The organism is Exiguobacterium sp. ERU653, from assembly GCF_018617775.1.
In the GTDB taxonomy this organism is placed as follows: Bacteria; Bacillota; Bacilli; order Exiguobacteriales; family Exiguobacteriaceae; genus Exiguobacterium; species Exiguobacterium marinum.
The window spans coordinates 1,043,502-1,065,237 of the sequence record NZ_JACSKV010000001.1 but is presented as its reverse complement, the minus strand read 5'-3'; the positions used below and the strand labels follow the sequence as shown (position 1 = coordinate 1,065,237).

The 21,736-nt window shown below is 46.0% G+C and carries 21 protein-coding genes; 20 read left to right on the top strand and 1 reads right to left on the bottom strand.

Annotated features, from left to right (window positions below):
• The first annotated feature begins 70 nt into the window (after window positions 1-70).
• The 18 genes from KNO95_RS05530 (at window position 71) to KNO95_RS05445 (ending at window position 17,883) form a co-directional block, all read left to right on the top strand.
• Complete coding sequence (locus KNO95_RS05530) at window positions 71-583, top strand: NfeD family protein (RefSeq protein WP_034770967.1); 513 nt, start codon at window positions 71-73, stop codon at window positions 581-583.
• Window positions 580-1,566, top strand: a complete 987-nt coding sequence (gene floA / locus KNO95_RS05525) for a flotillin-like protein FloA (RefSeq protein ID WP_026825665.1) — start codon at window positions 580-582, stop codon at window positions 1,564-1,566. Before KNO95_RS05530 ends, floA begins: the two co-directional genes overlap by 4 nt.
• Before the next feature lie 5 nt (window positions 1,567-1,571).
• Window positions 1,572-1,994: a hypothetical protein gene (locus tag KNO95_RS05520; protein ID WP_026825666.1), complete on the top strand. Its 423-nt coding sequence runs from the start codon at window positions 1,572-1,574 to the stop codon at window positions 1,992-1,994.
• Window positions 1,995-2,113: 119 nt separating this feature from the next.
• Window positions 2,114-3,085, top strand: coding sequence for a PhoH family protein (locus KNO95_RS05515; RefSeq protein WP_026825667.1), 972 nt, complete (start codon window positions 2,114-2,116; stop codon window positions 3,083-3,085).
• 41 nt (window positions 3,086-3,126) lie between these two features.
• Window positions 3,127-5,214 (top strand): HD family phosphohydrolase, encoded by a 2,088-nt coding sequence (locus KNO95_RS05510; protein WP_214878442.1) that lies wholly within the window; start codon window positions 3,127-3,129, stop codon window positions 5,212-5,214.
• A complete protein-coding gene (gene ybeY / locus KNO95_RS05505; protein WP_026825669.1) occupies window positions 5,192-5,668 on the top strand; it encodes an rRNA maturation RNase YbeY in 477 nt (158 codons plus the stop codon). Before KNO95_RS05510 ends, ybeY begins: the two co-directional genes overlap by 23 nt.
• On the top strand, window positions 5,665-6,012 hold the full coding sequence (locus tag KNO95_RS05500) for a diacylglycerol kinase family protein (RefSeq protein ID WP_084483583.1): 348 nt from the start codon (window positions 5,665-5,667) through the stop codon (window positions 6,010-6,012). The genes ybeY and KNO95_RS05500 overlap by 4 nt, the downstream gene beginning before the upstream one ends.
• 30 nt (window positions 6,013-6,042) lie before the next feature.
• Window positions 6,043-6,951, top strand: a complete 909-nt coding sequence (gene era, locus KNO95_RS05495) for a GTPase Era (protein WP_026825671.1) — start codon at window positions 6,043-6,045, stop codon at window positions 6,949-6,951.
• 3 nt (window positions 6,952-6,954) lie between these two features.
• Entirely contained in the window at window positions 6,955-7,704 is a 750-nt protein-coding gene (recO, locus tag KNO95_RS05490; RefSeq protein ID WP_026825672.1) for a DNA repair protein RecO, read from the top strand.
• A gap of 293 nt (window positions 7,705-7,997) precedes the next feature.
• Complete coding sequence (gene glyQ, locus KNO95_RS05485) at window positions 7,998-8,891, top strand: glycine--tRNA ligase subunit alpha (RefSeq protein WP_200868294.1); 894 nt, start codon at window positions 7,998-8,000, stop codon at window positions 8,889-8,891.
• The gene (gene glyS, locus KNO95_RS05480; RefSeq protein WP_026825674.1) at window positions 8,884-10,938 is read left to right on the top strand and encodes a glycine--tRNA ligase subunit beta; all 2,055 of its coding nucleotides are present in this window, start codon (window positions 8,884-8,886) and stop codon (window positions 10,936-10,938) included. The genes glyQ and glyS overlap by 8 nt, the downstream gene beginning before the upstream one ends.
• Before the next feature lie 21 nt (window positions 10,939-10,959).
• Window positions 10,960-11,589, top strand: a complete 630-nt coding sequence (ccpN, locus tag KNO95_RS05475; RefSeq protein ID WP_026825675.1) for a transcriptional regulator CcpN — start codon at window positions 10,960-10,962, stop codon at window positions 11,587-11,589.
• A 19-nt stretch (window positions 11,590-11,608) separates the two neighbouring features.
• On the top strand, window positions 11,609-12,418 hold the full coding sequence (locus tag KNO95_RS05470) for a pyruvate, water dikinase regulatory protein (protein ID WP_034770974.1): 810 nt from the start codon (window positions 11,609-11,611) through the stop codon (window positions 12,416-12,418).
• Between the two features lie 127 nt (window positions 12,419-12,545).
• Window positions 12,546-14,357, top strand: coding sequence for a DNA primase (gene dnaG, locus KNO95_RS05465; RefSeq protein WP_026825677.1), 1,812 nt, complete (start codon window positions 12,546-12,548; stop codon window positions 14,355-14,357).
• Window positions 14,358-14,392: 35 nt separating this feature from the next.
• Window positions 14,393-15,487, top strand: coding sequence for an RNA polymerase sigma factor RpoD (gene rpoD / locus KNO95_RS05460; protein WP_026825678.1), 1,095 nt, complete (start codon window positions 14,393-14,395; stop codon window positions 15,485-15,487).
• 132 nt (window positions 15,488-15,619) lie between these two features.
• Window positions 15,620-15,958, top strand: a complete 339-nt coding sequence (gene cccA / locus KNO95_RS05455) for a cytochrome c550 (RefSeq protein WP_026825679.1) — start codon at window positions 15,620-15,622, stop codon at window positions 15,956-15,958.
• 96 nt (window positions 15,959-16,054) lie between these two features.
• Window positions 16,055-16,771: a tRNA (adenine(22)-N(1))-methyltransferase gene (locus KNO95_RS05450; RefSeq protein ID WP_026825680.1), complete on the top strand. Its 717-nt coding sequence runs from the start codon at window positions 16,055-16,057 to the stop codon at window positions 16,769-16,771.
• Window positions 16,771-17,883: a Nif3-like dinuclear metal center hexameric protein gene (locus KNO95_RS05445; protein ID WP_214701832.1), complete on the top strand. Its 1,113-nt coding sequence runs from the start codon at window positions 16,771-16,773 to the stop codon at window positions 17,881-17,883. The genes KNO95_RS05450 and KNO95_RS05445 overlap by 1 nt, the downstream gene beginning before the upstream one ends.
• Before the next feature lie 42 nt (window positions 17,884-17,925).
• Here the strand turns inward: KNO95_RS05445 and KNO95_RS05440 are convergent, their stop codons facing one another.
• On the bottom strand, window positions 17,926-18,879 hold the full coding sequence (locus KNO95_RS05440) for a 4-hydroxy-3-methylbut-2-enyl diphosphate reductase (protein ID WP_026825682.1): 954 nt from the start codon (window positions 18,877-18,879) through the stop codon (window positions 17,926-17,928).
• A 129-nt stretch (window positions 18,880-19,008) separates the two neighbouring features.
• On the opposite strand from KNO95_RS05440, the gene KNO95_RS05435 reads away from it, so the two are divergent.
• Window positions 19,009-20,763: a sensor histidine kinase gene (locus tag KNO95_RS05435; protein WP_251129371.1), complete on the top strand. Its 1,755-nt coding sequence runs from the start codon at window positions 19,009-19,011 to the stop codon at window positions 20,761-20,763.
• Window positions 20,760-21,698, top strand: coding sequence for a sugar ABC transporter substrate-binding protein (locus KNO95_RS05430; RefSeq protein ID WP_214878438.1), 939 nt, complete (start codon window positions 20,760-20,762; stop codon window positions 21,696-21,698). The genes KNO95_RS05435 and KNO95_RS05430 overlap by 4 nt, the downstream gene beginning before the upstream one ends.
• The last annotated feature ends 38 nt before the right edge of the window (window positions 21,699-21,736 follow it).

Sequence of the window (21,736 nt, the reverse complement as noted above, 5' to 3'; positions counted from 1 at the left end):
ACATTCAATCTTGTTTCGTATACACTAGAGATAGGAGATAGCTTTGAATTTGGAAGGGGGTAGCAAGACGATGACATTTGGTCTCGGAGTGATTCTGACAGTCTTTTTCGTCGGAGTCGTCCTTCTTGGAATTGAAGTGTTCGTAGCAGGCTTTGGATTGTTCGGTTTGCTTGGTATTGGGGCGGTTGTTGCCAGTTTGATTATGGCTGGTGCGACAATTGGTCAGCTGTGGCTTTCGGTTGGTCTGGCGGCAGCGGTGCTCACAGGACTTGGATTTTGGGCGTATCGCCGCTTGAGTACGAATCGTCCGCTCATTTATAAAGGGTTGATCTTAACCGATTCGACATCTACCGAAAAAGGTTACCTGTCCCATGAAGACCGAAAACAACTTCTCGGAAAGGTGGGTGTCACCTTGACCCCACTTCGCCCAGCAGGTACTGCTGAGATTGACGGAGAACGAATCGACGTCGTGACAGAAGGTAGCTATCTCGATCAGCAGACAAAAATTCAGGTATATAAAGTGGACTCAGGGCGAATTGTCGTTCGAAACTTTGTAGAACCGAAGGAGGATGTAACAGAATGACACCAGAATTACTGACGACGTTACTCATTACAGGTGGAGGATTAATTGCACTTGCCATATTCTTCACGTTCGTACCAGTTGGATTATGGATCAGTTCGTTTGCTGCAGGCGTTCATGTCTCAATCTTCACATTGATTGGGATGCGCCTTCGTCGCGTCGTTCCATCAAAGATTGTCAACCCGTTGATTAAAGCGGTCAAGGCGGGAATCGAGTTAAACACAAATCAGCTAGAGAGTCACTTCTTGGCAGGTGGTAACGTCGACCGCGTAGTGAACGCGTTGATTGCCGCACACCGTGCAAATATCGAATTATCATTTGAGCGCGCTGCAGCCATCGATTTGGCAGGTCGGAACGTACTTGAAGCCGTACAAATGTCGGTTAACCCAAAAGTCATTGAAACACCATTTATCGCAGGTGTAGCGATGGACGGGATTGAAGTGAAGGCAAAAGCACGCATTACGGTACGGGCCAACATCGACCGTCTCGTCGGTGGTGCAGGGGAAGAAACGATTATCGCCCGTGTCGGAGAAGGTGTCGTATCGACGATTGGTTCTCAAAACAATCATAAACATGTATTAGAGAATCCAGATTTGATTTCGCGTACCGTTCTTACAAAAGGATTAGATTCGGGGACAGCGTTTGAAATACTATCGATTGACATTGCAGACATCGACATCGGTAAGAATATCGGTGCGGTTTTACAAACTGACCAAGCCGAAGCGGACAAAAAGATTGCGCAAGCGAAGGCGGAAGAACGCCGTGCGATGGCGATTGCCCGCGAACAGGAAATGAAATCTTCTGTTGAAGAGATGCGCGCGAAGGTCGTCAGTGCGGAAGCGGAAGTCCCGCTCGCGATGGCCGAAGCATTGCGTCACGGAAAGCTAGGTGTCATGGATTACGTGAATTACTTGAACGTTCAAGCGGATACAGAAATGCGAAAAGCGATTGGATCACCTGTCGATTCTGAATCAGATAGCGAGTGATTGATATGGATGGACTTTGGGTACTTTTGTTAGCCGCCTTCGGTATTGCCTCGGCAGTGATGAAGCGGCTTGAAAAGTCATCGTCCTCTGACGACCGTCCTCAAAGCAGTGAACTGAAACGCTACTTGGATTCGGTCGGGGACGTGATGAAAGAAATTGAATCGTCGTTTGATGACTCCGAATCAGAGAAGAAGCCTGTATCACAAAAGGTGAGACGACGAGTGGCGCGAACGGAAGAGCGACAACTTCCTCGTGAACGTCAAGTCGAGATGCCGAAAGTGAGTGCTCAGTTCGAGCAAGCGGTTAAAATTCCACCGATTCCACAGGAAATAAAACCGAGAAAAACGAAAATTTCGAAAAAACGGATGCGGGAAGCTGTCATTTGGAGTGAGGTTTTACAACCTCCAGTCTCGAAACGAAAAAAGTAACAGGAAGGCAGTGACGTGATGTTACTGCCTTTTGCATGTGGAAATTACGCGGTCTTTCTTTCACGATAGGCGTGATAGTGCTAAAGTAAAAGAGGAATATCTGATTTTATGAGGGGGCAATGCATCCATTGATTATGACTGATAAAATACCATTCGTAATGGAACAAGCGAATGAAGCGCAAGCTTTACTCGGACCAAAAGATGAAGTGTTCCAGGCGGTTGAAACAGAATTAAAAGTAGCGCTCATCCCTAGAGGTGAGGAGTTGATTATCCAAGCCGATTCGAGTGAAGCGTTAGAGGTGACGAAACAAGTTATTCTTACTTTGCAAAAATTGGTGAAAAAAGGTGCGCGTCTAAATGAAAGTGACGCCATTAGTGTCATCCAACATATCCAAGTCGGAAAAGGGGATGAACTGCTCGAACATTATGAGCGGGTCGTCTTCACGACGAACAAAGGGAAACCAATTCGTGCTAAAACTGTTGGGCAAAGTCGGTATGTTCGTGCGATTGAACGACGGGACCTCGTTTTTGGAATCGGACCTGCCGGGACAGGGAAAACGTATTTGGCGGTCGTTCTAGCCGCTCGAGCGTTAAAAGAAGGCCAAGTCAAACGAATCATCCTGACACGCCCTGCCGTTGAAGCTGGTGAAAACCTAGGTTTTTTACCAGGAGACTTAAAAGAAAAAGTAGATCCATATCTTCGTCCATTATATGATGCCTTATTTGATGTATACGGGGTTGAACAGACGAACCGTCTGTTAGAACGAGGAACGATTGAAGTGGCTCCTCTCGCTTATATGCGTGGACGGACGCTAGAAGATGCGTTCGTTATCTTAGATGAGGCTCAGAATACGACAAAAGAACAAATGAAGATGTTTTTGACACGACTTGGTTTTGGATCAAAAATGGTGGTCACAGGGGATTTGACACAAGTCGATTTACCAAAAGGGAAGGCGTCGGGATTACAAGAAGCACTACACCTCTTAGAAGGCGTGGACGGGATTCATTTCGAACACTTCAGTGCCTCGGACGTAGTTCGCCATCCACTCGTCAAGAAAATTATCAATGCTTATAGTACAGATATCACATAAGCAGACAAAAGAGGTCATAAATCGTGAAAGGGGGGGCACGAATGCAGCAAGCTAAAAACTGGACCGTCGCGACCATCTCGCTTATTTTCTTCCTACTATTAGGTGCCATTCTTTATTTCACAGTGCGACCATCCATCATCAGTGTGGAACCGCTAGGGATTGCCGAACAAGATATTCGGTCTCCTATCACTGTCGAGGATCGAGTGGCGACCGAACGGTTGAAGCAGGAAGTGACGAACGGTGTGGGGAGCCAGTTCTCGCTGAGACGGGAATTCGCTGATCAACAAATTGCAAAAGTCGAGCAATTGTTCGCAGCTTTTGACAAAACCGATGACGAGACGGAACTTGCAGATATTAAGAATCGTCTGAATTCTACTGAGGCAAATGGGGCTCTCGCTGATGAAGAATTAAATTCGCTTCTTGAAGCCGACAAAAATACCCGTCAAACGGTCGAGGATGTGACGGTGACCGCACTACAGCAAGTGATGGACGATCGGATTGAAACGAGTTCCGAGGCGGTTGCCGAGGCTCGGGACCGAGCGGCTGCGATTATCGATCAATCGCCGCTCTCGTTTGAATTCCGGGCCATCTCAAAAACATTAAGCGATGAACTCATCGTGCCAAACTATGTATTCGATTCCGAGGCGACCCGTCAAAAGGAACAGGAAGCCGTCGATGCGGTCGATCCAGTCATCATTCAGGAAGGGCAACTTCTCGTAAACCAAGGAGAAGTCGTTACGCGAGAGGTGTATCGAAAGCTTGAACTCTCTGGAGCGATTGATCCGAACCGTTCGCTTGCACCGTTATTTGGGTCATTCTTACTCAGTGCGTTGTTGACCGGTGGATTTTTGTTTATGCTCATCCGTTCAAAGATTAAAGATCTATTGCTGAGTCCAAAAATCTTAGTAACGGTGTATGGGCTATTACTCTTACAACTCGGCATTTTCTTTGGTGTCGGATACATCGGGGTCGACTATACGACATACGCATATATCTTGGCACCGACCGCGTTCGTCGTATTATTGTTGCGGATTCTCATCGATGAACGAGTGGCGCTCGCATCGGCATTTATAACGATGATTGCCGGGAGTATCGTTGTCACTTTTGGACAAAGTACGAATTTCATGACCTTGGTGTACATTGCGACAGGAAGTTTCTTAGCTGTCTTTTTGGTCGAACCTAAAATTCAGCGGAAGCGTTTGTTCTTGTCAGGTGTGTTGCTCGGTCTCGTGAACATCATCATGGTGATTGCCTTGCTCTTGTTGCGGAACGTGCAAATCTCATGGGAAATGGCGATGTATCTATCGGGATTTGCCGTAATCAGCGCCCTTTTATCCATTGTCTTGACGTTCGGGTTCTTACCTTTTCTAGAGCCGTGGTTTGGGGTCTTATCGTCTGGTCGACTCATCGAGTTGATGAGCCCGACGCATCCATTATTACGAAAATTATTAATGGAAGCACCGGGCACGTATCATCATAGTATGATGGTGGCGAACTTGGCGGAATCTGCCTGTGAAGCAATTGGAGCAGATGGCTTGCTCGCGAGGGTCGCAAGTTATTATCACGACCTCGGGAAGACGGAGCGACCGCTTCACTTCATTGAAAACCAGCAAGGTGGAGGAAATCCGCATGACCGGCTGACACCTGAAGAATCTGCGGATATCATCATGGCTCACCCTTACGATGGGGCCGATTTGTTGCGGCGCTATAAGTTACCGAAAGAAATTATCGATATTGCTGAACAGCATCATGGAACATCTTTATTGAAATACTTCTATGTGAAGGCGAAAGAAGATCAAGAGAAGGACGTTTCGGAGTCTCGCTTCCGTTACCCTGGTCCGAAACCTCAAACTCGTGAAGCGGCAGTCGTCATGATTGTCGACTCGATTGAGGCAGCCGTCCGTTCGCAAAAACAGCCGACACCGGAGAAAATTCGGATGCTCGTCCGATCCATCATCCGTGATAAGTTAGCGGATGGACAATTTGAAGAATGCGAGTTAACGACAAAGGAGATTTGGTTTGTCGGAGAAAGTGCGTGTGAGACATTGACCGGTTTGTTCCATGAACGAATTGAATATCCAGAATTAAAGAAAGAGGGAGAACTACATGCAAATCATCTCGAACGATGAACATGAACTGTTAACAACATCTCAAATTGAGCTCGTTGAATCGATTTTACAACATGCCGCTCAATTAGAAGAGGTGGAAGAGCCGAGCGAATTATCGGTCACTTACTTAACAAATGCGGAAATTCATGAGGTGAACCGGGAATGGAGAGGGAAAGATGCCCCGACCGACGTCATTAGCTTTGCCTTTGATGAGATGGGCGAAGATGAGTTGGACTTCACACTCGACGAAGACGAGCCGCACCTCCTTGGTGATTTGGTCATCTCGGTAGAACGTTGCCGGGAGCAAGCCGCTGACTATGGTCATTCGTTCGAGCGAGAGCTAGGCTTCTTGGCTATCCATGGATTCCTTCATCTATTAGGTTACGATCATATGACACCGGAGGATGAAGCGGAGATGACTGCAAGGCAAGAGGCAGTCCTCACTCACTTCGAATTGAAGCGGGGCAACGTGTGAGACCGTTCCGAGTGGCGTGCGAAGGAATTCTGCATGCCGTTCGCGCAGAACGGAATATGCGTCTTCATCTCATATCGGCCCTACTCGTATTCACCTTTGCGATATGGCTACAAACGTCGGTGCGTGAAAATTTGATTCTGCTCGGTTGGGTGGTCGCAGTCATTAGTTTAGAGCTGATGAATACATCCATCGAGCGTGCGGTCGATCTCGTCACGAAAGATGTCCATCCGCTCGCGAAGCAAGCGAAAGATGTTGCCGCAGGAGCCGTACTAGTCGCCTCTATAGGTGCTGCCGTAACGGCACTCATTATATTCGGTCCAAGGCTATGGAACGTGCTATACTAAGAGTTCTGAAATTGAGAAAGCAGGTGCACTATGTATCAAGAAGATTTTAAATCTGGATTCGTGTCGATCATTGGCCGACCGAACGTCGGAAAATCAACATTCCTCAACCACGTGATTGGTCAAAAGATTGCCATCATGTCGGATAAACCGCAAACGACACGAAATAAAGTACAAGGCGTATACACGACGGATGATTCACAAATCATATTCATCGATACTCCGGGAATCCATAAACCGAAACATCGTCTCGGTGACTTCATGATGAAAGTAGCGACGAATGCCCTTCGCGAAGTCGATGCGATTCTTTTCATGGTGAATGTGACTGAACCTCGTGGTGCCGGGGACGATTTTATCATTGAGAAGCTTAAAGGGCTCGATACACCAATCATCTTGGTTATGAACAAGATTGATTTAATTCATCCCGACGAACTACCAAAGGTGATTGAACAGTATACGAATGAACTGGATTTTGCAGCGTACGTCCCGATTTCGGCGCTACAAGGCAATAACGTCGAACCGCTCTTAGGTGAAATCAAAAAGTTATTGCCGGAAGGACCGATGTATTATCCTGCCGATCAAGTGACCGACCATCCGGAGCGTTTTATTATCTCTGAGATGATTCGTGAGAAAGTGTTGCATAAGACACGCGATGAAGTGCCACACTCAATCGCTGTGGCCATCGAATCGATTAAGAAACGTGAAAACTCCGAGATGATCGACGTCGAAGCCGTGATCATGGTGGAACGGGATTCTCAAAAAGGGATCATTATCGGGAAAAAAGGGACGATGCTTCGCGAAATCGGAACAGATGCCCGCCACGATATCGAGGCTCTTCTCGGTACGAAAGTGTATTTGAACCTTTGGGTCAAAGTTCAGAAAGACTGGCGTAACAAGATGGGTCAGCTACGTGACCTCGGTTTCCGCGACGACGAGTATTAAGCCATGTTACAAAAAGTCACGGGAGTCGTCATTCGTACCGTCAATTATGGTGAATCGAATAAAGTCGTGACATTGTTTACAGAAGAACTCGGCAAAGTTGCGATTATGGCACGAGGCGCAAAGAAACCGGGCAGCCGATTTCACGCTTCGAGTCAGCCGTTCGTAGAAGGTATATATATTTTTCCGTCTAGCCGGGGACTGGCTCAGTTAAAATCGTCCGATGTCGTCACCTCCTACCCGGAGATTCGAAAAGATGTTGTGCGGATGTCGTATGCGATGTATTGGTTAGAGCTTGTCGACCGCTCTGTGGAAGATCGGGTGCAGAATCGTCCACTGTTTCGAATTTTACAAGATGCTCTCCAAGCGTTGAATGCGGGGATGGATGCAGACGTAATCACCCATCATATTGAATTACGCATTTTACATCTGTTAGGTGTTTCCCCTGTATTAACGGGTTGTGTGCGATGCGGGGACGTAACGGACCCGATGTACTTCTCTGTTGCATCTGGTGGCTTTTTATGTGCAAGACATCAAGAAGAAGGAACGATTCGGCTGTCGGAACGACTGGCGAAACTTCTCTATTTGATGAGTAAGCACAATCTATCAGAATTTCGAAACGTACCGCTATCAGACGAGTCAAGAATTCTTTTACGTCAGCTATTTGATGCATATATGGAATCGTATAGTGGGTTGCGATTGAAGACAAAGCGTGTACTCGACCAAATGATTCGACTTCATCTGAATGAGGATTGACTTTTTATAGTGAATTCGATACGATGAGTTACGATTAGACAAATGAAATAGCGTGCGCGATGAAGGAAAAAAGTAACTCTTCCTGTCATGAGTTAAGCGAGTTCGGGATAGTGTGAGCCGAACGTCATGAGAAGGGTGAACGGCGATTCCAGAGCGCCCACATCTTTAAGAGTGGCCCCGATGTTGGGGCAAGTAGGGTGGAACCGCGGGAATCAATCCCGTCCCTATGTGCTAGGCACATAGGGGCGTTTTTTGTCGTTTCAATACTATTGGAGGTGTCATTTATGAAGCATATGACTATGCAAGAAATCATTCTCACGCTACAAAACTTTTGGGCATCAAAAGGTTGTTTGACGATGCAAGCGTACGATGTTGAAAAAGGGGCAGGAACGCTGAACCCAATGACTACGTTAAGAACTCTAGGTCCAGAACCTTGGAACGTTTGTTACACAGAACCATCACGCCGTCCGGCTGATGGACGTTATGGTGAGAACCCTAACCGTCTGTATCAACACCATCAGTTCCAGGTGATCATGAAACCTTCTCCAAGCAACATTCAAGAACTTTACTTAGAAAGTCTCGAGTTGATTGGAATCAATCCGCTTGAGCACGACATTCGTTTCGTTGAAGATAATTGGGAAAACCCGACATTCGGAGCAGCTGGTCTCGGTTGGGAAGTCTGGCTAAACGGGATGGAAATCACGCAATTCACGTATTTCCAACAAGTCGGTGGAATCGAGTGTGACCCGATTGCCGTAGAAATCACGTACGGACTCGAACGTCTCGCCTCTTACATTCAAGAAGTGGAGAGTGTATTCGATCTCGTATGGACAGACGGCTTCAAATACGGTGATATTTTCTACCAACCTGAATTCGAACACTCAAAATATACGTTTGAATTATCGGATGTCGACATGCTGTTCACGTTATTCGACACATATGAGAAAGAAGCGAAACGTGCTCTTGAAGAGAATCTCGTCTTCCCTGCGTACGATTACATTCTGAAATGTTCGCACACATTCAATTTGTTGGATGCAAAAGGCGCCATTTCGGTGACGGAACGTACCGGATTCATTCAACGCGTACGTAACATGTCACGTACATGTGCTGCTAAATTTATTGAAGAACGGGAACGCCTTGGTTTCCCACTTTTGAAACAAGAGAAAGCAGGTGACTTGAATGCGTGACCTTTTACTAGAGATTGGATTAGAAGAGCTACCGGCTCAATACGTCTTGCGTTCAGAGAAACAATTGGCAGAACGTGTTGATGCGTTTTTAAAAGAAGCTCGTGTTGAATTTGGGTCGATTGAGGTTTATTCTACACCGCGTCGCTTGTCCGTCATCGTTCGTGATGTAGCCGAAACGCAACAGGATTTGAAAGAAACACTCCGTGGACCTGCTAAGAAGATTGCTCAGGACGCGGAAGGGAACTGGTCAAAAGCGGCGCAAGGATTTGCTCGCGGTCGTGGATTGACAGTCGAGGACCTGTACTTCGCAGAAGAAAAAGGGGTCGAGTATGTCTTCGCAGAACGTCATGAAGAAGGTCAGGAAACAAGCTCATTGTTAAACGGTCTCGAAGACGTCGTTCGTAGCCTGACGTTCCCAAAAAACATGAAGTGGGGAACGAGTAGTTTACGCTACATGCGTCCGATTCGTTGGTTGATTGCTCTATTTGGTAAGGACATCATCGATTTTACAATCGAAGGCGTGAAAACCGGCAACGTGACGCGTGGTCATCGCTTCCTCAGTAAAGGAGACGTTGTCGTCGAATCACCAGCAGCGTATGTAGAGACATTAGAGTCTGCGTTTGTCATGGCAAACTACGAGACTCGTAAAGCTGAAATCGAACGTCAAATTAAGGAACTTGCCACAAAACAAGGATGGACAGTTCCGCTTGATGCTGACTTACTCGAAGAGGTCACAAACTTAGTCGAATGGCCGACTGCCCTCTTCGGAGAATTTGAGGAGGCGTATCTCGACCTCCCTGAGGAAGTACTCATCACAACGATGAAAGAGCATCAACGTTACTTCCCAGTTTATATCGACGAAACGTTGAAAAACTACTTTGTCACGGTCCGAAATGGAAATGCAGAGCACCTAGAAAACGTGGCGCGCGGGAATGAAAAAGTCATCCGTGCTCGTCTTGCAGATGCCGTCTTCTTCTATGAGGAGGACAAAAAGACAAAGATTGATGACCAACTCGCTCGTCTCGATCGCATCGTATTCCATGAAAAATTGGGGACGACTGGAGCGAAAGCACGTCGCGTGACTGAAATTGCGCAGATGCTCGCACCTTTATTTGACGCAGATATCGAAAAAGTCAGCCGTGCCGGTGCAATTCATAAATTCGACCTGGTGAGTCAGATGGTATACGAGTTCACTGAGCTTCAAGGAATCATGGGTGAGAAGTACGCGCTTCAGCAAGGTGAGGATCAGGAAGTGGCGGCAGCTGTTCGTGAGCATTATATGCCACGCTTCGCAGGAGATCAGTCCCCGGAGACGGCAACAGGTGCTGTACTTGCTCTAGCGGACAAGCTTGATTCGATTGTAGCATTCTTCGGAATCGGCATGATTCCAAGTGGTTCGCAAGACCCGTTCGCCCTACGTCGTCAAGCTCAAGGGGTCGTTCAAATTCTTGGAGATTGGAAAATTGATCTCTCACTCGACAAGCTGCTTTCAAAAATTGTCGAATTACAGCTGAAGGCAGGACTCTTTGAAGCCGATAAAGAACAAGTCAAGGATCAGCTGGTGGACTTCTTCAAACTCCGGTTGAAATACCGTCTACAAGAACAGAAGGTCCGCTACGATGTGATTGACGCGGTATTGACGACGACATTGACGATCAATCGCCTTGATGCTCGTGCACAAGCAATTCAACACTTCGTATCGACGAATGCAAAATCTTTGATTGAGCAATTGTCGCGCGTCGTCAACATTTCGAAAAAAGGTGAGCCAGGAGATGTCGACCCTTCATTGTTTGAAAATGATGAAGAGATTGCCTTACATGAAGCGATTGAACGAATAGCTCCTGAAACGAACAACGCTGTTCAGGCGGGAGATTATCAAAAAGCGTTAGAGCTCCTTCAAATGCTTGAATCACCAATTATGATGTACTTTGAACATACAATGGTCATGAGTGAGGACGAGGCAGTACGCCAAAACCGTCTCCATGAAATGAACCGACTTGCTACGACGATTAAGAGTGTCGCAGACTTCAACGCGCTCGTACTCTAAACAAACTAGAGGGGGTTGGCTATGCAACTGAATGAACGCCAACAAAAGATTGCTGAGATTGTGAAGGAGAACGGACCGATTACAGGGGAACAAATCGCGCAAGAATTGTCATTGACGCGCGCAACCCTGCGACCCGACCTCGCCATCTTGACGATGACAGGAATACTTGAAGCTAGACCTCGTGTCGGCTACACGTTCGTTGGCAAACGAAACTCGTCAATGCTCCGAGAAAAGCTAGATTCCTTGACTGTAGGGGACTTCATGTCATCTGCAAAAGTCGTTCGGGATGAAATGACAGTATATGATGCAATTGTCACACTATTTTTGGAAGATGTTGGGTCCTTGTTCGTAGTTGGACGTGATCGAGAGTTGGTCGGTGTATTATCTCGTAAAGACCTTCTCCGTGCTGCGATTGGAAATCAGGATTTGGACCAATTACCGGTCAACGTCATCATGACGCGTATGCCGAATATTACAGTATGTGAGAAGGGTGAAACGTTAATTCGGGCAGGTATGAAATTGATTGAAAAACAAATTGATGCCATGCCTGTCGTTGAAGAGAAGGATGGAAAATTGATTGTTCTCGGTCGAATGACGAAAACTAACATGACGAAGGTGCTCATTGCGTTAGCGAACGATGAGTCAATCTGAGGAGGAAATCGATTTGACTATGAAACAACTCGTGTTCGTTGTAAGTGACTCGGTCGGAGAAACATGTGAACTCGTCGTCCGAGCAGCGAGTATCCAATTTCACGAGAATGCAATTGAGACACTTCGCATCCCGTTCGTTGAAGATGAACAGACAATCATCGATGTGGTCACACAAGCGAGGGCTCAACAGGCGATTATCGCGTATACGCTCGTCAATGAGGAACACAGGGCTCTTCTCATGAGACTCGGAAAAGAGCATCAAGTAAAGACGGTCGACTTGCTCGGTGATTTACTCGACGTATTATCAGGACAATTGAAAGAAGCCCCGCGAGAGAAACCGGGGCTCATCTATCGGTTAGATGACGACTACTTCCGAAAAATCGAAGCGATGGAATTTGCCGTCAAGTATGATGACGGTCGGGATCCACGCGGGCTGAAAAAAGCCGATATCGTGCTTGTCGGGGTTTCCCGGACGTCAAAGACACCGTTATCTCAATATTTAGCACTCAAACGATATAAAGTCGCAAACGTGCCTCTCGTCCCGGAATCACGACCACCTGAGGAATTGTTTGATTTACCTGCAGAACGATGTATCGGATTGATCATCTCGCCAGAAAAGTTGATTTCAATTCGAATGGAACGCCTAAAGTCACTCGGGTTGAAGCCGGAAGCGGATTATGCACAACTCGAGCGAATCAATCGTGAGCTCGAGTATGCACGCGGGATTTATGAACGAGTCGGTTGTGAAGTCATCGACGTGACAAACAAGGCTGTCGAAGAGACTGCGGGAATCATTCTGCGTCACCTCGAACAATCTAAAGACGTCTGAAGTAAATAAGTGTTTCAATTAGTATTCGTTGCTTCGAGAGGGTATAATAGAGTATTGACAGTACAGTGAAACGGAACGTGATGAGCGTTCCGTTTCGTTGCGAGATTGGAAACAGGGAGTGGTCAAGATGCCACGGATACCAGATGAAGTTATCGCAGAAGTGAAACAGGCAACCGATATCGTGGAGTTGATTGGCGAACGTGTCGAATTAAAGAAACAGGGACATCGATTGGTCGGATTATGTCCCTTCCATTCCGAGAACTCTCCGTCCTTCTCCGTTTCGCCCGAAAAAGGGATGTATCACTGCTTCGGTTGTGGTGCCGGAGGAAATGTATTTACATTTGTGATGGAGACCGAAGGGTTATCCTTTCCCGAAACGGTCGAGCGCCTAGCAACGCGCGCGAGCATTTCAGTAGACGGCATCCAAGGTGACGAAGAATTGACACGTGAACAAGTATGGCGCAAACAGATGCGGGATGCGCATCGACTCGTTGCTGACTTGTATCATGAAGTATTGATGAAAACGGAAGCTGGCGAAGTGGGATTGTCATATTTGCGAAATCGCGAGTTAAACGAAGAGACGATTGCGCAATATAAGATTGGTTTTGCCCCAGATCAACGACGCTTTACTGTCGAGTTGTTGGAGCGACGAGGGTTCGATTTAGAAGTGATGGTTGAAGCAGGTTTGATTTCGAAGTCTAAATCCGGTGAATATTTTGACCGATTTGAAGGACGGGTCGTCTTTCCGATTGCGGATCGAGACGGCACCATCGTGGGCTTCAGTGGCCGTGCGATTGATGATCGACAGCCAAAGTACGTGAATACGGCTGAAACACCGTTATTCAATAAAAGTGAACTGTTATTCGGTTTCTCCCAGGCGAGGGCATTGATGCGAAAGAAAAAACGTGTCTTCCTCGTCGAAGGAAACGTTGACGTTTTGCAAGTGGCACAAGCGGGGACAAAAGAAGTCGTGGCATCACTCGGTACCGCATTTTCTCCACAACATGCAAGAGCCCTGTCTCGTATCGTGGAAGAAGTGGTCATCTGTTATGATGGGGACCACGCGGGACAAGAAGCGACTCAAAAAGTCATTCGCCTATTAGAAACGTCTCCACTTGATGTACAAGTTTTGCCGCTACCAGAAAAGACCGATCCGGACGATTATATCCGTCAACATGGGGCAACTCACTGGCAACAGTTTGTCGAAACTGAACAATTGAGTGTTCTTGATTTTATGAATCGGATGCTCAGGCGAGGGAAAAACTTGAATCGAGAAGGAGAACGGATTCGCTTTATTGAATCTATGCTTGAAGAGATTGGTAAGACGAATGATTCGATTCGAAGAGATATGTATGTGAAAAAGCTGTCGGATGAGTTTGAAATTCCGCTAGAGACGCTTCGTTCGAGAATTCCTCATCCGACGTCAAGCGAATCAAATCCAACTCGCACAGTTGACGCTGTGGAACCGATACGAAAACGTTCGAGTAAAACAGGTGAGCCTCGTTGGATGAAAGCTGAAAAGAACTTGTTGCGCGCGATGTTGACGGGACCGGAGCAGGTTCGTTTCGTACGTGACCGCTTAGGGCTTCGTTATCAAGATGAAATCCATCGTATGCTTGGCTCTGCATTGTATGAAGTTGTATCCGAAACGATGACACAAGATGAATTTGATCAAGTTACGCTTCCTTTTATGGAGCGTTATTGTGATCAACGCCCCGATTATGCGATGCGCTTTGCGGAAATTCGCCTGATGGCTGGACCGGATGAACTGTCTGAAGAGGTTTTAGACGAATACATTCGGGTCATAAACAGTTATGAGGAGCAACGTCAAATCGAGCGTGCAAAAAGGGAAATCGCTCAAGACGCCGAAAGTATAGTAGACCAGGCGTCCAAGCTACAAGAATTGATTGCCCGTAGTCGTCGTCTTCGAGAACGATGATCGTGGATGAAGTTTGGAAGGAGTTGAACTGCTAGATGGCAGAGAAGAAGAAAGAGGATTTATTTAACGCCATAGAAGAGCTTGAAAAGTTAGGAAAGAAAAAGGGCGTCGTCTCAATGCAAGCGATTCAAGATCGCCTCAGTCATTTTGAGGTGGATTCGGATTTCATCGATAACTTCATCGAAGATTTAGAAGCGAAAGATATCCGTGTCACAGAAGATGCAGCTGACGCAGAAGAAACCCCTGCGAAAAAAGAGGATGAGGAAGTTGATTTAAACGATTTGTCAGTACCACCTGGGATTAAAATCAACGATCCGGTTCGCATGTATCTGAAAGAAATCGGTCGTGTCGATCTTCTGAGCGCGAAAGATGAGACAGAGCTTGCTAAGCGAATCGAACAAGGAGACGAAGAGGCGAAGAAACGTCTCGCAGAAGCAAACTTACGCCTTGTCGTATCGATTGCGAAACGCTACGTCGGTCGTGGGATGCTCTTCCTTGATTTGATTCAAGAAGGAAACATGGGACTCATTAAAGCAGTCGAAAAGTTCGACTATATGAAAGGGTTCAAGTTCTCGACGTACGCAACGTGGTGGATTCGTCAAGCCATTACCCGTGCGATTGCTGACCAAGCCCGGACGATCCGTATTCCGGTACACATGGTCGAGACAATCAACAAGTTGATTCGTGTTCAACGTCAATTGCTTCAAGATCTCGGTCGTGAACCAGCTCCAGAAGAAATTGCCAAAGAGATGGAGCTCACACCTGAAAAAGTTCGTGAGATTTTAAAAATTGCTCAAGAACCAGTTTCACTTGAAACACCGATTGGGGAAGAGGACGATTCACATCTCGGGGACTTCATTGAAGACCAGGACGCGATGGCACCACAAGATGCAGCTGCATATGAATTGTTGAAAGAGCAATTAGAAGATGTCCTCGATACGTTGACAGACCGGGAAGAAAATGTCCTTCGCCTTCGTTTCGGGTTAGATGATGGTCGCACACGTACACTTGAAGAAGTCGGAAAAGTATTCGGCGTCACACGTGAGCGGATTCGTCAAATCGAAGCGAAAGCTCTTCGTAAATTACGTCACCCTAGTCGTTCCAAACGCTTGAAAGACTTCCTCGATTAATTTCATATTTGTATAAAGTGTGAAGTTTTAGAAGAAAGGAAGGAAAATGAGTGATTTTCCTTCCTTCTTTATTATTTTTTGAGTAAAATAGTGTTGGATAGAAATTTGGAATGAACATGAGGGGGAACTACAATGCGTAATCCATTGTTACCGTTTGCGGCAATCGCAATCGTCGCAATTATTGCCATGGTATCATTATCGTATTTTGGTGTGAATCAGGCGCAACAAGCGGCTGAAGGTCCAGCAGTCACTGAAATGAACCCAGAAGAGTTATACGCAGCGAAGGGTTGCACAGGTTGCCACGGCGGAAACCTTGAAGGTGGCGTAGGTCCAGCGCTTACTGGAGTAGGTGATCGCCTTTCACCAGAAGAAATCGCAAACATCATCGTCAATGGACAAGGATCGATGCCAGCAGGTCTTGCATCGGCTGAAGAAGCAGAAGTGCTTGCGAACTGGTTGATTGAACAATAAGAGGTTGCGCACTCCATAATGGGGTGCGTTTTTTGTTGTCGAAGTGCGGAGAATTCGATACGCTAAAGAAGAAGTAGAACAAAGGAGTTGTCTTGAATGCAAGAACGTATCATCTTAGACCGCCGCTTGAAGCAGGTTGTCGATTATATCCCTAAAGGAAGTGTGCTTGCCGATATCGGGTCGGATCATGCATACGTACCATGTTATGCCCTTCAACAAGGAATCATTTCAAAAGGAATCGCAGGAGAAGTGAATGTAGGTCCGATGGAGGCTGCAAGAGCACAAGTGGACCTGATTGAATCCCTTGATGCAATCGATGTGCGACTTGGTGATGGTCTCGCAGTATTGAAAGAGGATGAGGCAACTTGTATCTCGATTTGCGGGATGGGAGGGAGTTTGATTCGTTCCATCCTTGAAGCAGGTAAAGAGAAATTGGGTGCGGTCGAACGTCTCATTCTTCAACCTAACGTCGACGGGCAGCACGTTCGAAGCTGGTTGCTTGAGAATGGCTATGTCCTCGTCGAAGAGGCGATTGTGGAAGAGAACGATAAGGTATATGAGATTCTTGTGGGCGAAAAAGGGATAGAAACGATTTACAGTGAAGAAGTGAATGAACGGAATTGGCAATTGTTATTCGGTCCCTTTCTCATTCAGGAACGACCAGAACCATTCAAGCTCAAATGGAGTCGAGAAGCAGATAAGTTGGAGTACGTTCTCGGTCAAATGGCAGACGGGATTCAGTCAGAGGCACTGATTCAAAAACAAGTCGAATTTAAGAAAATGCGTGACAAGATGAGAGAGGTGAGTCAGTAATGGCGAATGGCAATCAAGTGATTCAATTATTTGAAGAGTTTGCACCGAAACATCTGGCAGTCGAAGGTGATAAAATTGGTTTGCAAATCGGTACGCTAAATAAAGAGGTTAAGCGGGTTATGGTGACACTCGATGTTCTCGAATCGGTCGTTGACGAAGCGATTGAGAACGAAATCGATTTGATTATTGCGCACCACCCCCCGATTTTTAGCCCGTTATCTCAAGTTAATGATCGCTCCACGGCAGGAAAAATTACGATGAAGTGCATTCAACATAACATTGCGGTCTACGTCGCACATACGAACTTAGACGTGTGTGTCGGTGGTGTCAATGACTGGATGAGTGAAGCAATCGGGTTGCGTGACACGAAAGTGCTCGTTCCGACGTATGAAGAGCCGGTCTATAAACTATCTGTATTCGTGCCAGAAACACACGCCCAGGACGTCTCCCGTGCCCTAGGAAAGGCAGGGGCAGGACATATCGGAGACTATGCGGATTGTCAGTTTCAGGTTTCTGGGACAGGACAATTTACTCCGCTTGATGAAACGACCCCGTTCATTGGGCGTCCGCATGAAACCGAGCAAGTGAATGAGATGAAAATTGAAACAGTCGTTCGCGAAAGTCAGAAAAAGCGTGTCTTGAAAGCGATGAAAGATGCACATCCTTATGAAGAAGTCGCGTATGACTTGGTCCGTGATGAGATTGACGGACATGTGTATGGTCTAGGACGAATCGGACGACTCGAACGAGCGCTGACACTCGAAAAGTTCGCTGATCATGTAAAGACAAGCTTTGGCGTAGAAGGCGTGCGAGTCGTTGGTGATTTAGAGCGGTCAATTGAAAAAGTAGCCGTATTAGGTGGGGATGGGAATAAATATGTATCAGCAGCTCATTTTAGAGGAGCGGATGCATATGTGACAGGTGACTTATACTTCCATGTGGCCCATGATGCGATGGCTTTAGGGCTTGCGGTAGTAGATCCAGGTCATCATGTCGAGAGTGTCATGAAACGAGGAGTCGTCGATATGCTTAGCGAGAAATTTTTGAAGGCAAAAATTGATGTCGACTTGATGATTTCCGAAGTAAACACGAACCCGTTTAAGTTTAGATAACCTAAAATCCCCCATCCTCATATAAGAGAATGGGGGATTCCTTCACTTCCGCAATGCTTTAACTTTTGGTAAGATACTTCGAAGCTCGAGATACGGCGTTTTATCGTGCGTGCTCAAATCTTCAGGTTCGTACTGTGACAAGAAGTCGATCACTTTTTTAGTAATTGGAGTAGGTGTAGAGGCACCGGACGTCACGGCAACGGTCTCCACACCTTCGAGCCAATCCATATCCAGTTCGCTCAAGTCACCGATGCGATACGCATTCGTACCGGCGATTTCTTTTGATACTTGTGCCAAGCGATTCGAGTTATTTGATTTAGGATCTCCGACGACAATTAGTAAATCGCAGTCACCAGCCTGTTCAGCAACGGCTTCCTGACGTACTTGTGTCGCGTTACAAATTTCGTTATGCACTTCAATATGCGGATAACGTGCCTGAATTTTTTCAATCAATGTGGAAACGTCCCATTGACTCATCGTCGTCTGGTTTGTCACAAGAATTTTTCGTTCAAACAATCGACTCGGTAACTGATCGATTTCATGTTCGTATTGAATCAAGTGAACATGGTCAGGTGCAACCCCGATTGCGCCTTCCGGTTCTGGATGTCCATGTTTTCCGATGTAAATGACATCATATCCTTCTGCTGTTTTTTCACGAATCAAATCGTGTGTGACAAGTACGTCTGGACACGAGGCATCAACAATCGTCAACCCTTTCTCGATGGCCCGTTTGCGAACGAGTGGTGAAATTCCGTGTGCCGTGAAGACGACCGTACCACAATCAATTGTTTCGAGTGCCTGCATCCGATCATCACCATCGACCGTTTTGACACCGAGATCCTCAAATGCCTGTGTGACGTGACGATTATGAACAATCATTCCAAGTATATGAATCGGGCGTGGCAAATCTGGATTTGCGACCGCCTCATTTGCGAGTTTCATGGCATCGACGACACCATAGCAATATCCGCGTGGACTAATTTTTTTAACTTTCATATGAAGACGAAGGCTCCTTTCGAAGTGCTTTCATACGTATTAGTCTAACATTGTTTCGAAAATACGAAAAGATTTGCGTGTATTCATGCTATAATTTTTAGGTTAGAAAGGAGGGACGCCGTGAATCGCATGAAACAATTGCATGAGCTTAGAAAATCTTACTTTTTCCAAATCACGTTCATTATTATCATTATTTTAGCACTTGTCATTTCATCGCTTGCCTTTTCTGCTGATCGCGTCACGGTGTCTCGAGCAGAAGAACTTGCAAAAGAACAATTTGATTATGCGATTGATGACAGTATTGAAAATATTGAGTCCCGAATCGGAAAATTGTATGAAGATTTAGTTTACCTTGGTGCTTATGTAGGAAACGAACCATGGATTGAAGAACGAATCCGAACAGGTTATTTGAATCAACGGACGAGTTTTACATCAATCTTTTATTATGATGCTAGGCAAGATTCGTTTAAATGGTACTCCGAACGGCAGGTCTCTTCATCTATTATTAAACGCGATCCTAAATTCATGGAAGTGTTGACTGCTAGTGGAAGAGAATTATATATGAGTGACCCCATCATGATCAGTGGAGATATGGGAACTTTCTTATATGTTCCTGTCATCGAAGACAATCGACCGGTCGGAATCTTTGGCGGGAGTATCAGTGTCTTGAACTCTGATTTGTATCGTCGTTCGTTAGAATCTGCTAATGATGATATGATCTTATACTTGTTAGACAATCAAGGCGAAGTATTGACTACCTCATTCAATCTGGTCACAGATTCGGAGCGTCGTGTTTCGCGTGAAGTCATTGACGAAACGTTAGGACGAAACACGCGGACCATTCTAAGTACGGATGAAGACACGTTGATGTATGAACCAGATGCCCGTGTCAGTGGATGGAGCATGCTCGCAAAACATCAGAATGATTCGGTGTACGAGACAGTGTATGATACGCGTTGGCAATACTTGATGATCGCACTCGTCACATTTTTCTTGAGTATTCTCGTTGGGTTGTTACTCTCCCGTACATTGACAAACCCCCTTGTCGAGCTGGTCAATCGCATCAAAAAGCAACAATCCCTCGGAACGATCTCATTGGAACGAACTGGTTCAAAAGAAGTGGAAACGTTACTCGACACATATAACGATTATGCGCAGCGGATGGAAACATCTCGACGTGAACAGTTGAGCCAGCAACAGCTAATCTTACATCAAGAAAAATTAGCTTCACTTGGTCAACTGGCCGCGGGGATTGCGCATGAAATTCGAAACCCTTTGACCCCAGTGCACATCACGTTACAAATGGTACGAGAAGGACAGGGCAGCAAGGATATGGTCGACGTTGCCATTAAGGAGTTAGAGCGGGCAAACAGTTTAATTTCGACGATGTTGACGCTCGCTAAGCCAGATCAGGCGGGGAAGTATGAAGAATGGATTAATATGATAGACTTTACGAAGCGTCTCGAATTTTTAATGGATGCTGAATGTTATAAGCGCCCGACTAAATGGGAATTACTTGTACCGAACGACATGCCACCATTTTATGCGTCATTTGATATGCTCGTTCAAATCATTTATAACCTATTCAAAAACGCTGTTGATGCCGTGGAAACGGAGGGTGCAAAGGGAAGTGTGGTTGTTACGATTCTCTTTACGGAACAGGAGTATCGTTTCTTAATTGAAGACAATGGGGTTGGCATGAGTGAGGAACAACTTAAGATGTTCGGTTCCGCTTTCCATACAACGAAAGAGAGTGGGAACGGTCTTGGCATTTACATGATTCAAGAGTACTTGAAAAGTGTGAACGGTATGATGGAGATTGATAGTTCGTTAGGCAAGGGGACGGCGATTTTAATCAAAATCCCAAGGAGACAACCATCATGAAGGGACTTAAACATTATTGGCTCTGGTTGCCGATTATTTGGGCGATGACTATTCTTCTCATTACATCGATACAGTTACCGGAGAAAAAAATAAGGGAAAAAGAAGTTGGGTTTGTGTTTGTCAGTGATAAGCATGAACATGCGAACAAATTATTAGACTCATTTGTGCATACGGCCAATCAAAAAGGGTTTACTCCGATTCCGACGACGAGTGAGGACTCACGTGTCCTTGAAAAAGAAAAGCTAGATTCTTTGATTGACCGAGGTGTCGAGGCAATCTTTTTAACGACGCTAGATGATACGTTTATTCAACCTTCATTAGAACGCGCTAAACGTGAAAACATTCCAATTATTGCAATTGATCGTATGATTGATCATTCGAGTGTCTTGACATCGGTCGTATCTGACAATGTCGATATCGGACGAATGGCAGCAGAACAGATTGCTGCGAAGTATAGTGATCTCGAACGACCGATTCGCGTGGTAGAGGTAAGGGGAACCCCGAAAGTCCGCTCCACGATGGACCGCAGCCTCGGGATTCGCGAATATGAGAAGGCAAATGCCGATCATTTTCAAATCATCGCATCGATCACTGGGAATTACGATACGTTTCAAGCAGAAATTGAGATGTCTCGTTGGCTAGAAGAAGATATCCCTTTTGATGCCGTCTTTTCGCACAATGACGATAATACGTTCGGTGTCATCCGAGCTTTAGAAAGTCACGGTTTGACGGACAAGACCATCGTATCGGTGGACGGCATCTCAGATATCTATCCCCTCATTCAAAATGGGAAAGTCAATGCGACTGTCGTGCAGTCACCGAATGAGATGATGGAAGTCGGATTCAAAGCGCTCGAACTACATTTAAATGGAAAGAAAATTGCCAAACACTATTATTCAGCAAGTTATTTATACGAAGGTGTGGCAAAAGATTGATTGACAAATCATTTGATTCCGCTATGCTAGGAAAAGTG